The organism is Chelonobacter oris (assembly GCF_000772535.1).
Classification (GTDB): Bacteria; Pseudomonadota; Gammaproteobacteria; order Enterobacterales; family Pasteurellaceae; genus Chelonobacter; species Chelonobacter oris.
Window position 1 is genome coordinate 242,961 of sequence record NZ_JSUM01000003.1, and the last position, 12,145, is coordinate 255,105.

The following is a 12,145-nucleotide window of genomic DNA, read 5'->3' on the forward strand; positions in this document are numbered from 1 at the left end:
AAATGGCGATCGGTCTGTTTTTTGCGTATTATACGGCGATTGTCGCCGTTTTCATTTTCTGCACAAATTCGGCCAGTCGGCGCAAGATTTCCGTTTGATCATGCAGTTGGTTTTCTATGATTTTCACAATCGCCGAACCGGAAATCGCACCGGCAGTACCGCTCTTGAGGGCATCAATCACCTGTTGCGGTTGGGCGATACCGAACCCCTGTAAAATCGGCGGTGCATTATGGGCTTTGAGTTGTGTAATCAGACTGTCCAGATTGGCGGCATGGCTCTGGTTTTCGGCACTGGTTACGCCGGCACGTGAAACCAGATAAGTGTAGCCCTCGCTCTGTTGTGCCACGCCTTGAATCGTTTCCGAATCGGCATTCGGCGGACAGATAAATACCGGCTGCACCCCGAATTTTTTCGCCGAAGCAATATAGGGTTCTGCCGCCAGTAGCGGCACATCGGCAACCAGCACCGCATCAACACCGAGTTGTTGGCATTTTTGGTAAAAATTATCCAGCCCTTGCGCATAGATCAAATTGGCGCAAAGTAACAGACTGATCGGAACATCAGGGTATTTAGACCGCACTTTGTCGAGTAAAAGAAAACATTCTTTGGTACTGCAACCGGCCTTCAGCGCACGGTTATTGGCGGCTTGAATCACGGGACCGTCCAACAGCGGATCGGAAAACGGAAACCCGAGCTCCAGCGCATCGGCGCCGTTATCGACTAAGGTGCAGATGATCTCGAAAGAGCGGTTCAGATCCGGATCGCACAGGGTAACGAACGGCACAAACGCCCCTTCATGTTGAGTTTGTAATTGTTGAAACAGTTGATCGAAGCGGCTCATGATTTACCCCCTTTTTCGCTTAAAATTTTATCGACGGTAAAAATATCTTTATCGCCGCGACCGGACAAATTCACCACCAGAATCTGCTCTTTTTGCGGATCTTGCGCAATCAGTTTCAGGGCGTAGGCGAGGGCGTGGGAAGATTCCAATGCCGGAATAATGCCTTCGTGCTGTGCCAGCTGCTGAAAAGCGTCAAGCGCTTCGTCATCGGTAATCGATTCATATTCGGCACGTCCGATGGCATTCAAATAAGCGTGCTGAGGTCCGACGGACGGAAAGTCCAACCCGGCGGAAATCGAATAGGATTCCTCGATTTGTCCGTCTTCGGTCTGCATAATCGGCGATTTCATGCCGAGATAGATCCCGATATTGGCGTGTTTCAACGGTGCGCCGTGTTCGCCGCTTTCGATGCCGTGACCGGCCGGCTCGATGCCGATTAGGCGTACCGCACTTTCATCGATAAAATCGGCAAACATACCGATCGCATTCGAACCGCCGCCGACACAGGCGATTACTGCGTCCGGCAGGCGACCTTCACGCTCAAGCACTTGCCGTTTGGTTTCTTCGCCGATCATTTTTTGGAATTCGCGCACAATGGTCGGAAACGGGTGCGGGCCTGCCGCCGTGCCGAGCAGATAGTGGGCTTTGTCATAGTTGGCGGACCAGTCGCGCATTGCTTCACAGCAGGCATCTTTCAACGAGCAAGAACCTTTGTTGACTGAAATCACTTCCGCACCCATTAAACGCATACGAAAGACGTTCGGCGATTGGCGCTCCACATCTTTCGCACCCATATAAATTCGGCATTTCAGCCCAAGCATGGAGCAGGCGATAGCCGTTGCCACACCGTGTTGACCGGCGCCGGTTTCCGCAATAATTTCCGTTTTGCCCATGCGCATGGCGAGCAGGGCTTGCCCCAGCACTTGGTTGGTTTTGTGCGCGCCGCCGTGCAATAAATCTTCCCGTTTCAGATACAATTTGGTATTCGAACCGGTGGTCAGGTTGCGGCACAGGGTAAGTGCGGTCGGGCGGCCGGCATAATTGACCAATAAATCATGGAATTGTCGCTGAAATTCGGGGTCGTTTTGTGCTTCCACAAAGGCTTTTTCCAGCTGTTGTAATACCGGCACCAGAATCTCCGGTACGAACATGCCGCCGAATTCACCGAAATAGGGATCAAGCAGGGTTTTGTTGCTCATGATATTTTCCTTTTAAAATCGAATAATTTGTTCAAACAAGGCGGCGATTTTGCCTTCGTCTTTCACCCCCGGTTCACGTTCTGCGCCGGAGTTGATATCGACACCCAAACAGCCCTGCACCAAGGCTTGTTCAAGATTTTCCTGTTTAATGCCGCCGGCGAGGATCGTCCGTTGTTTAATCTTCGGCGGAATCAGCGTCCAATCGAAAATCAGCCCGGTACCGCCTTGTTGCCCCTGAACTTTGCTGTCGAACAGGAAGCGGTCAATCAGCGGATCGTCCGCCAGTTTGATCTGTTCATGGTTGTCGATATCCACCGAAATCACATTCCAGATTTGACAAGTCGTCGGCAGTTTTTGGCGTAACTGTTGCATAAATTCATGGCTTTCATTGCCGTGTAGTTGCACCGCAAACAGATTAAGCGCTTGTGCAATATCGGCGATGTAATCCTGTTCCTGATTCTGGAATACGCCGACAAAACGTAGCGGCGCAGCGCCGATCAGGGTTTGCGCCTGTTGTAACGTTACTTTGCGCTGAGATTTTTCGGCGAAAATCAAACCGCCGTATAATGCGCCGTGTTGATAAACCGCTTGAACGTCTTGCTCTCGGGTTAAACCGCAGACTTTGTTTTCGCCGAATATGACTTGCCGAACCGCACTTTGCAGGTCACGGCTGCCCATCAGACTGCTGCCGATCAGAAATGCATTGACATAGGGCTTCAGGCGGCGGATTTGTTGATGGTCGTAGATGCCCGATTCGCTGACGATAATTCGATCCGCGGGAATCTGTTTTGCCAACGGCGGTGTACGTTCGAGATCCACGCTTAAATCGTGCAGATCGCGGTTATTGATGCCGATGACGCGGGCATTTAATGCAATTGCCCGTGCCAGTTCTTGTTGATTCGAGGTTTCGGTCAGTACGCCCATGCCCAAATCATGTGCCAACGCTGATAATTTGCGATAGGTTGCATCGTCTACCACCGACAACATTAATAAAATCGCATCGGCTTGGTGGTAACGCGCCAGATAGACCTGATATTCATCGATCATAAAATCTTTGCACAGAATCGGTTGCGGCGCCACAGACCGCACTTGGGCGATAAACTTAAAATCGCCCTGAAAATAGTTTTCATCGGTCAAGACCGAAATGGCTGAGGCATAATGCTTATAGACATCGGCAATTTGCACGGGGTCAAAGTCATCTCGAATCAAGCCTTTCGAAGGCGAGGCTTTTTTGCATTCCAGAATATATGCCGGCAATTGATGGTTGCCTTCGCTTAATGCCTGATAAAAATTCCGATCGGCGGGTTTAAGTTGCTCCTTAAATTGCGATAACGGAAACGTTGCCTGTTTGTTTTTCACCCATTGCAGTTTGTCGCGAATGATTTTTTGCAAAATGGTGGGTTTGTTATTGATGTCCACTTTTTTATACCTTAATTTTTGATGCGAAAGTTAAGCATTCCGAATCGGGCGCTCGGTTTCCGTTTCTGCCAAGCTGAGCCATTTTTGCATACCCGGCAGTTGATAAATCCGTTCGGCGTAGGCTTTGGCAGCGGAGGAGAGATAATCGAGCAAGCCGTAATGTTTCAGCCGAATCACCACCGGCGCATAAAACGCATCGGCCGCAGTAAAAGTGTTGCCTGCCAAATAGTCACCGCCGAAACGTTGCAAACCTTCCGTCCACAGTTGGTTAATCCGTATCAGGTCGGCTTTAAGTGCGGTATCAAGCGCAGTTAAGGTTTCGAATTTATGCGTATTCATGCTGCATTGGCTGCGAAGTGCGGTGAAAGCGGAATGCATTTCGGCACAAGCCGAACGTGACCATGCCCGAGCCGATTTGTCGTCTGCCCAAACGTGCGGGTAATCTTCAGCGATATATTCCACAATCGCCAGACTGTCCCAGATGATATGGCCGTTATGGTGTAATGCCGGCATTTTGGCGGTCGGCGCGGCTTGCAGGAAATCCGTTTTTTGCAGGTTTTTATCCGGCTGGAAATAGAGTACCTTTTCCTCAAAGGGAATGCACAACTGCTCAAGCAACATCCACGGGCGCAGCGACCAGCTGGAGTTGGTTTTATTGGCGGTAAACAGTGTATACATGATCAATCCTGATATTGGGTTAAACGCTGCAAAGTTTCGAAGGCACTGCCGTTGGCAAGGGTGTCCAACACTTGTTCGGCGTTATGTTTCAAATCGTCACGTCCGAACAGTTTCAATAAAAGTGCGGTATTCATCGCCACCGCTTGCGCATGGTATTGATCGCCTTTGCCTTGCAATAGAGCGCTGATCATGCGGGCATTGTCCGCCGGTTCGCCGCCGCGCAATACGTCCAGCGATTGCGGTTCAAAACCAAAATCATACGGGCTGACGCTGTAATATTCAATCTTTCCGTCACGAATTTCGGCAATGTCGGTTTTGCCGTGCAGCGCCACTTCGTCTAAACCGGCACCGTGTACGACAAATGAATGTCGGTGTCCGAGCATTAATGCCGTTTCGGCATAAGGCTTGATCAGTTCCGGCGTATAGACGCCGAGCAGTTGCCGATTCGGTTTTGCCGGATTAATCAATGGGCCGAGAATGTTGAAAATCGTACGGGTTTTAAGGGCGTTGCGTACCGGCATTGCATGTTTGAAGCCGAGATGGTATTGCTGCGCAAACAGGAAGCAAACGCCGATTTCGTTCAGCGCACGGCGTGCGGTTTCGGCGCTGACTTGGATATTCACTCCAAGTGCGGTCAGCACATCGCTTGAGCCGGTTTTGCTGGAGACGCTGCGGTTGCCGTGCTTAGCGATTTTTGCACCTAATGTTGCCGCTACAATCGCACTGGCGGTCGAAATGTTAATCGTATTGGCGCCGTCGCCGCCGGTGCCGACAATATCGGCGAAATCATAATCCGGGCGGGGGAAGGGGCGGGCGTCCTGTTGCAGGGCATCGACTGCGCCGGCAAGTTCGGCGGTGGTTTCACCGCGCAGTTTGATGGCAATCAAGGCGGCTGCGAGTTGTTCGCCGCTTAACTTGCCTTGCACGACGGCGGTGAACAGCGTGTAGCTTTGCTGTTGGCTTAATGCGTGATTGTCGAACAGCGTGTCTAGTAATGTTTGTATTTCCATTGTTACGCTACCTTTTGATATTGTAGTTAAAACTGGCTTCGTCGCCGGTCATGCCGCGAAAGCCCCAACAGTGAGGTTCCTGTTCTTTAATGGTGATTTCAATATCCGTCGGTTTGATTTTCAATTGTTTATAAATTTCATCAAATAACATACGGATCAATAATTTTTTTGCTTCGGTACTGCGCCCGCTCATCATGTTGATTTCGATAATCGTATAGGCATCACTGCGATCGGACGGGTAATAATAATCTTCCGTTTCCAGCCCGATAAAGCGTTGTACCCGTTTGTATTCGGGAAAATCCAGTGCAAACATCATGCAGCGGTGGATAATGTCGGAAAGCGGTTTTTTGATCGGATCCAACCGCGTTTTTAAACCATAGACGACGATCATGCGTACGCCTCCGACAACCATTCGACACTTTGCTTCAACAGTTGCGAACCTTGCACCGTGAGAATGGATTCGGGGTGGAACTGGAAGCTGCAAATCGGCAAAGTGCGGTGGCGCACGGCCATCACTATGTCATTATAGCGTGCGTTGACCTCAAACGCCGGCGGAATCTCGGTTGCCATCAGCGAGTGATAGCGCGCTACCGGCATCGGATTCGGCAAGTCGCTAAACATCGCTTGCTGATCATGTTCGATCTGCGACACTTTACCGTGCAGAATTTCACCGGCATGGACAATATTGCCGCCAAAGGCTTCGATAATCGCTTGGTGTCCCAGACAAATGCCGATTATCGGCACTTTTCCTTGTAGCGCTTTAATCAGCGGCAGCAGATTGCCTGCTTGTGACGGATTGCCGGGGCCCGGCGACAGCGCCACAATCGTATTCGGTTCGGCAAGTGCGGTATTGACCAACTGTTCCAGTTTGCTGTCATTTCGGTAAATCACCACCTCATGACCGAGCACCCGAAATTGATCCACCAAGTTATAGGTGAATGAATCAAAATTATCGATAAACAGAATCTTCGCCATGTAAATTATCCTTGTGCTTTTTTGTTCGTTTGCAGAATGGCGTTGATGACCGCTCTTGCCTTATGCCGGGTTTCATCGGCTTCCATTTGCGGATCGGAGTCCAACACTTCGCCGCAGCCGGCTTGGACGTGGGCGATACCGTGCTGAACGAAAGCGGAACGAATCACAATGCAGGTATCGAAATTGCCGTCCGAGCTGAGATAGCCCACTGCGCCGCCATAGCTGTGGCGCTTCTGTTTTTCGAATTGATAGATTAACTGCATTGCCTTGATTTTCGGTGCGCCGGTCAGCGTGCCCATGTTCATACAGGCTTGATAGGCGTGCAGAGCATCCAGTTCGGGACGCAATGTGCCGACCACTCGCGACACCAGATGCATGATATGCGAATAGCGGTCGACCTGCATTAATTCTTTGACGTGGCGTGTGCCGCTTTGACAAACTCGGGCAATGTCGTTGCGGGCCAGATCCACCAGCATCAAATGTTCCGCCAGCTCTTTTTTATCCAAACGCAGTTCTAACTCCAAACGGGCGTCCAGTTCCGGATCGATATTGCCGTGCGCATCGAAACCGCGCGGGCGAGAGCCTGCAATCGGATAAATTTCCAGTTGGCGGTTGTCTCGGCTGTATTTTAAGGCGCTTTCCGGTGAGGCACCGAACAGAACGAAATCATCGTCATGCATATAAAACATATACGGACTCGGATTGGTGATTTTCAATTGGCGGTAGGTTGCCAACGGATTGGGGCATGCCAGTGAAAAACGACGCGACGGTACGATTTGGAAAACATCGCCGAGATAAATGTGCCGTTTCAACTGTTCGATGATTTGCTTGAATTCGGGATCGGCGATATTAATAGCGACGTGATCGGAAGCCGCGTGTAACGGCAGCTGATCGTGAATTTCGGTCAATTGCCGTGTAATTTGGTCAGCATCGGCGTGCAGACCGGAGCGCAAACTCGGATCGAAACAGAAGGTTTGTAAGGCTGCCGATTGTTGTTGGTGATCCAGTCGCAACAGCTGCTCCGCCAGATAAAAACAGTAATCGGGACAGCGGATATCATCGTCTTGCAGCGTGATATTATCCATCGGGATAAAACCCGCTACCAAATCATAGGCGAATAATCCGCCGAGATAGACCGCACTTTGCGAGTCGGCAAACAGTTTATTGATGATTCGCAAGCCGTCGAATACGGTTGCAGCCTGTAATTTGCTGTCTTCGTCCAGATCCGGATTCAAATCGGCAAAACAGGCGTTCAGTGCTTGATTCTGATCATAGCCGATCGTTTGAGCGACACCCTGTAACGTTTTCTCAATGAGCGGCAATAAAGTGCTTCCATTGACTGTAATCGCGGAAAATGTGACATTTTTGCCTTGGCAGGTAATCTTCACCGCACTTTGGATAAACAGTAGGCTGGTCAGGCTGTTTTTACTCTGGATTTCGGCAGATTCCAGTAACAGGGTGTTGGTTTTGTTTTGGCATAATGTTGCAAAAATAGCCGTTGGATCAGGGTGATAATTAACGGGCTGTTGGGTGATATCAATATACGGCATCGGGAATTCCATTTAGTTTTTACTTTTGTACTATTAAACTAGTACAAAAGGATTTGGTCAAGTGTTTTTTGGATTTATTTGAGATTCGACATCACAAATCCGAATCGCTTGAAAAATCAGCGCCCCTTGATTACATTATCAGGTATGATAAGCGCTTGTCCGATGAATTAACAAGGAAAAAAAATGTGGTCTGAAATTTTAATCAATTATGGTGTCTTTATTTTAGAAATCATCACCCTATTGTTGGTGATTGTGGCGATTTTTGCCTTGATTGTCGCCCTGAAACAGAAAAACGAACAGTCGCAAGGAGAGTTGAAAATCACCGATTTGGCCAAACAGTATCAAGAGAATCAACAAAAGCTGCGTGATTTTCGTTTGAGTGACGAACAAGTAAAGCAGGCGGAAAAAGCACGCAAAAAACAGCAAAAATTGGATGCCAAAGCCAAGAAAAAAGCGGCAAAGTGCGGTCGGTCGGAAGACGAAAGCTTAAAACCCTGTTTGTATGTGCTGAATTTCAAAGGGGATATCCAAGCCAGCGGCACATCGGCATTGGCCAATGAAATCAGCGCCGTATTGGCTGTGGCAAAAGCGGAGGACGAAGTATTGCTGCGGCTGGAAAGCCCCGGCGGGGTGGTTCACGGTTACGGTTTGGCGGCCTCACAATTGAGCCGTTTGAAACAGAGCGGCGTGAAATTGACCGTTGCGGTTGACAAAGTCGCGGCCAGCGGCGGTTATATGATGGCGTGTGTGGCGGATAAAATCATTGCTGCGCCGTTTGCGGTGCTGGGCTCGGTCGGTGTGGTGGCGCAAGTGCCGAATATTCACCGTCTGTTGAAAAAACACGATGTCGATGTGGAGGTTATGACGGCGGGCGAATATAAACGCACCATGACGGTATTGGGGGAAAATACCGAAAAAGGGCGGGCGAAATTCCAGCAGGAGTTGGAAGAAACGCACGATCTGTTTAAAGCTTTTGTATCGGCTCACCGACCACAACTGGATTTGGCAAAAATCGCCACCGGTGAACACTGGTTCGGTCAACAGGCGCTGGCATTGGGGCTGGTTGACGACATCGCCACAAGTGACGATGTGATTTTAAAGGCGTTATCGGAAAAAGATGTGTTGGAAGTCAAATTTACCCGGAAAAAATCGTTGATGCAGAAAATCGGTAAGCAGGCGGAAGAGAGCAGTGATAATCTGCTGCTGCGTTGGTTGCAGCGCAACAGTCGGACATTATATTAAGACGCGGTGAGATCAAGTGCGGTATGTGCTTGCGCTACCGCACTTGAAAGAATCGATCAGAGCGTGATAACGTTGCGCAACGTCGCACTTTCAAAACATTTTTCCAGCAACATTAGCACCTGTCGTGCCTGTTCCACCGTCACGATCAACGGCGCATTGGCGGTGATGGCGGCATAAATGTTGTCATAATATGTCGCGTAACCGGCGGTCGGGGATTCGATTTTTCCGCAAAAATGGACACCATTCAGTTCGGTATTGAGGGTTCCCCACTGATCTTCACTCTCTGCATTCCAGTTGCCGCACGGCACAACCCCTTGCGCCAGCCGGGCTTCCTGAATATCTACAGTATGTTTCAGATAAGAGCCGTTTCGGCCGTGTAAAACAATATGCGGACCGCTTTCGCGCGCATATTTTGTTGCGCTCAATTCCACTTTTAGGTTCGGGTAGTAAAGATAAATCTGGAAATTATCGTCACTCAGGGCATTTTCGTGTTGGTAGCGAATATCGGCAAACAGCGCTTGCGGCATACCGAGCAAATCCACTGTATGATCAAGCAAATGCACGCCCAGATCATATACCAGACCAACCCCTTTCTCGCCGGTTTCTTTCCAAGCTTTCGGGTTTTTATCGACGCTATAGCGATCAAACCGCACTTGGTAATCGACAATGTCACCGATTAAGCGGTTGTCGATAATCTTTTTTACCGCCAAAAAGCCGCTGTCCCAGCGACGGTTTTGATAGGGCGAGAGAACGACTTGATGATGCTTTGCCAGACTGTCCAATTGCTGTGCTTCATCGGCACTGACCGACAGCGGCTTTTCAACAATAACGTGTTTTCCCGCCTCAATCGCCTGTTTTGCCAGCGCATAATGGGTCAGGTTCGGCGTGGTAATGATCACTAAATCGATGTCATCGTCCAATAACGCTGTAAAATCGCGTACGACTTCGACATCAGGGATTTTCTGTTTGGATTTTTCCGAATGGCGTTCGAATACTTTTTTGATTCGAAAGCGTGGATCGACGCTCAGAAAAGGGTGGTGAAAAACTTGGGCTGACATGCCGAAACCGGCGATAGCGACGTTAAGGACTTTATTCATGATGGTTCCCCGTTATTTAATTTTATCCAAATGTTGTAACAGCTGTTCCGCCGGAATACGCTGAATTTTTCGTAAGCGTACCAGCAGAAAAACGGAAGCGAACAGTAAGCACAGCACAAAACCGATCCAGAATCCTTCGGCTGCCAGCGGCGGCATCAGCCAATCGGTCAGTCCGGTGATATAACCGACCGGCATACCGATAACCCAGTAACAGAACAGCGAAATAATCAAAATGGCTTTGGTGTCCTTATAGGCGCGCAATGCACCGCCGGCCACGACCTGAATACTGTCCGGAATTTGATAGGCTGCGGCAAACAGCAGTAAAAACGACGCCATGGCAATGACGTCCTGATCGCTGACAAAGATTTGTGCGATTTGAGTGCGGAATAACAGCGTCAAGATTGCAGTGACGGTCGCCACCACCAAACCGAGACCAAGTGCGGTAAAACAGACCTGTTTCGCACCCTCGACATTTTGTTCGCCTAAACGCTGCCCGACCAAGATAGTGGTTGCCATCGAGATGGACAACGGCAGCATAAAAATAAACGAACTGGTTTGCAGAGCGATTTGATGGCTTGCCACAATATTGGCGCCCAGCGGTGAAATCAGCAGCGAAACAATGGTGAACAGTGTTACTTCGGCACATAAGGTCAGCGCAATCGGTATACCTAAATTCAGTAATTTGCGCTGTGTATTCCAGTTCGGTTTTTCGAACAAATTGGGAAAGAGACGCAAATCACGCTGATTTTTTGCACGGTAGCAATAGATTAAGATCATCAACATCATCAGCCAGTTAACGATTGCGGTGGCAATGCCGCAACCGACCGCACCGTAAGCCGGAATGCCGAATTTGCCGTAGATAAAAATATAATTGAGCGGAATATTCAGTAGCAGACCGATAAAGCCGATCACCATTGCCGGCTTGGTTTTTGCCAGCCCGTCGTTCAGCCCGCGGAAGTTGATCATCATCAGATAGGCAAAAATCCCGAATGCCATGGATTGTAGGTATCGGCTGGAAATAGCGGCCAGCTGCGGCTCCATTTGCATAAAATCAACGATAAAGCGGCTGTTGTAGATTAGAATGAAGAGCGGTATGGTGATCATCACGACAATCCAAATGCCCTGTCGAACTTGATGGGCAATCCGCTTGCGCTGACCGGAGCCGTTCAAATAGGCGATAGTCGGCGGCAATGCCAGTAACAGCCCTTGCCCGAACAGTACTAACGGAAACCAGATCGAAGCGCCGATTGAAATTGCAGCCATGTCGGCGGCACTGACCCGCCCCGCCATAATCGCATCGATCATACCCATCGAACTTTGTGCGATTTGCGCCACCAGAATCGGCGCTGCAATTCGGATTAACTGGCGCATTTCCAAACGGTGTTGCCTGTTAGTCATAAATTTTAACATAAATATATTTCTGCTTAATTGAAAGAAAAGATCTATAATCCGGTTTTGAGATAAACGAATACGACAAGAGAGAGATTATGTTTACAGGTATTATACAGGGTAAAGCCAAAATTGAATCTATCGAAACAAAAAAAGATTTTAAAACCCATGTGATCAGAATGCCGTCGGATTTGCTCGATGAGCTGAAATTGGGCGCTTCGATTGCGCATAACGGAGTGTGCCTGACGGTTACTCGAATTAACGGCGATTTGCTCAGTTTTGATTTAATGCAGGAGACGCTGCGCATTACCAACTTGGGTGAAGTTGCGGTTGGTGACGAAATCAACATTGAACGGGCGATGAAGATGAGTGATGAAATCGGCGGTCATTTGTTGTCGGGGCATGTTTATAGTATGGCGCGGATTGATGAAATCCGCCAAACGGAAAACAATTATCAAATTTGGTTCAGCCTGCTGCAACCGCACTTGATCAAATATATTTTGACCAAAGGGTATATCGGGATTGACGGGATCAGTCTAACGGTGGGCTCGGTGGAAAACGGCCGTTTTTGTGTCAATTTGATTCCGGAAACGTTGCAGCGTACGATTATCAGCGATAAAACAGTCGGGGATAAGGTCAATCTCGAAATCGATTCACAGACTCAAGCGGTCGTGGATACGGTGGAGCGTTATTTGGGCGAAAAAGTACACCTTGAAACTAAGTAAACAAAGACAACGTTGACCCA

The 12,145-nt window shown here is 49.1% G+C and carries 12 protein-coding genes; 2 read left to right on the plus strand and 10 right to left on the minus strand.

Annotated elements, in window-relative coordinates; translation table 11 throughout:
* Window positions 1–28: 28 nt before the first annotated feature.
* From trpA to trpE, 8 genes are read right to left on the minus strand one after another with little or no spacing between them, the layout of a single operon-like run.
* Window positions 29–841, minus strand: coding sequence for a tryptophan synthase subunit alpha (gene trpA / locus OA57_RS02525; RefSeq protein WP_034613005.1), 813 nt, complete (start codon window positions 839–841; stop codon window positions 29–31).
* Window positions 838–2,040 carry a tryptophan synthase subunit beta gene (gene trpB / locus OA57_RS02530; RefSeq protein ID WP_034613009.1) on the minus strand — a complete coding sequence of 401 codons (1,203 nt, stop codon included), beginning with the start codon at window positions 2,038–2,040 and terminating at the stop codon, window positions 838–840. Before trpB ends, trpA begins: the two co-directional genes overlap by 4 nt.
* A gap of 12 nt (window positions 2,041–2,052) precedes the next feature.
* Window positions 2,053–3,459, minus strand: a complete 1,407-nt coding sequence (gene trpCF / locus OA57_RS02535; RefSeq protein WP_034613012.1) for a bifunctional indole-3-glycerol-phosphate synthase TrpC/phosphoribosylanthranilate isomerase TrpF — start codon at window positions 3,457–3,459, stop codon at window positions 2,053–2,055.
* Window positions 3,460–3,489: 30 nt separating this feature from the next.
* Entirely contained in the window at window positions 3,490–4,137 is a 648-nt protein-coding gene (locus OA57_RS02540; RefSeq protein ID WP_034613015.1) for a glutathione S-transferase, read from the minus strand.
* A gap of 2 nt (window positions 4,138–4,139) precedes the next feature.
* Window positions 4,140–5,147 (minus strand): anthranilate phosphoribosyltransferase, encoded by a 1,008-nt coding sequence (trpD, locus tag OA57_RS02545; RefSeq protein ID WP_034613018.1) that lies wholly within the window; start codon window positions 5,145–5,147, stop codon window positions 4,140–4,142.
* A 7-nt stretch (window positions 5,148–5,154) separates the two neighbouring features.
* Entirely contained in the window at window positions 5,155–5,538 is a 384-nt protein-coding gene (locus OA57_RS02550) for a tautomerase family protein (RefSeq protein WP_034613022.1), read from the minus strand.
* A complete protein-coding gene (locus OA57_RS02555) occupies window positions 5,535–6,122 on the minus strand; it encodes an aminodeoxychorismate/anthranilate synthase component II (RefSeq protein ID WP_034613025.1) in 588 nt (195 codons plus the stop codon). The genes OA57_RS02550 and OA57_RS02555 overlap by 4 nt, the downstream gene beginning before the upstream one ends.
* A gap of 5 nt (window positions 6,123–6,127) precedes the next feature.
* The gene (trpE, locus tag OA57_RS02560) at window positions 6,128–7,684 is read right to left on the minus strand and encodes an anthranilate synthase component I (protein ID WP_052122341.1); all 1,557 of its coding nucleotides are present in this window, start codon (window positions 7,682–7,684) and stop codon (window positions 6,128–6,130) included.
* A gap of 171 nt (window positions 7,685–7,855) precedes the next feature.
* Here trpE and sohB point away from each other — a divergent pair, with 171 nt between their 5' ends.
* Complete coding sequence (gene sohB, locus OA57_RS02565; protein ID WP_034613030.1) at window positions 7,856–8,914, plus strand: protease SohB; 1,059 nt, start codon at window positions 7,856–7,858, stop codon at window positions 8,912–8,914.
* A gap of 56 nt (window positions 8,915–8,970) precedes the next feature.
* Here sohB and OA57_RS02570 read toward each other — a convergent pair whose 3' ends face one another.
* Entirely contained in the window at window positions 8,971–10,011 is a 1,041-nt protein-coding gene (locus OA57_RS02570; RefSeq protein ID WP_034613033.1) for a Gfo/Idh/MocA family oxidoreductase, read from the minus strand.
* Window positions 10,012–10,023: 12 nt separating this feature from the next.
* A complete protein-coding gene (locus tag OA57_RS02575; RefSeq protein ID WP_034613036.1) occupies window positions 10,024–11,421 on the minus strand; it encodes an MATE family efflux transporter in 1,398 nt (465 codons plus the stop codon).
* A 77-nt stretch (window positions 11,422–11,498) separates the two neighbouring features.
* Between OA57_RS02575 and OA57_RS02580 the strand changes: the two genes are divergently transcribed.
* Entirely contained in the window at window positions 11,499–12,125 is a 627-nt protein-coding gene (locus tag OA57_RS02580) for a riboflavin synthase (protein WP_034613039.1), read from the plus strand.
* Window positions 12,126–12,145: the final 20 nt, after the last annotated feature.

Bases quoted from the DNA above. Each gene is read 5' to 3' on its own strand.
- OA57_RS02540 (WP_034613015.1), bottom strand. From the start codon at position 4,137: ATGTATACACTGTTTACCGCCAATAAAACCAACTCCAGCTGGTCGCTG.
- trpB (WP_034613009.1), bottom strand. From the start codon at position 2,040: ATGAGCAACAAAACCCTGCTTGATCCCTATTTCGGTGAATTCGGCGGC.
- OA57_RS02580 (WP_034613039.1), top strand. From the start codon at position 11,499: ATGTTTACAGGTATTATACAGGGTAAAGCCAAAATTGAATCTATCGAA.
- OA57_RS02555 (WP_034613025.1), bottom strand. From the start codon at position 6,122: ATGGCGAAGATTCTGTTTATCGATAATTTTGATTCATTCACCTATAAC.
- trpE (WP_052122341.1), bottom strand. From the start codon at position 7,684: ATGGAATTCCCGATGCCGTATATTGATATCACCCAACAGCCCGTTAAT.
- trpD (WP_034613018.1), bottom strand. From the start codon at position 5,147: ATGGAAATACAAACATTACTAGACACGCTGTTCGACAATCACGCATTA.
- sohB (WP_034613030.1), top strand. From the start codon at position 7,856: ATGTGGTCTGAAATTTTAATCAATTATGGTGTCTTTATTTTAGAAATC.
- OA57_RS02550 (WP_034613022.1), bottom strand. From the start codon at position 5,538: ATGATCGTCGTCTATGGTTTAAAAACGCGGTTGGATCCGATCAAAAAA.
- OA57_RS02570 (WP_034613033.1), bottom strand. From the start codon at position 10,011: ATGAATAAAGTCCTTAACGTCGCTATCGCCGGTTTCGGCATGTCAGCC.
- trpA (WP_034613005.1), bottom strand. From the start codon at position 841: ATGAGCCGCTTCGATCAACTGTTTCAACAATTACAAACTCAACATGAA.
- OA57_RS02575 (WP_034613036.1), bottom strand. From the start codon at position 11,421: ATGTTAAAATTTATGACTAACAGGCAACACCGTTTGGAAATGCGCCAG.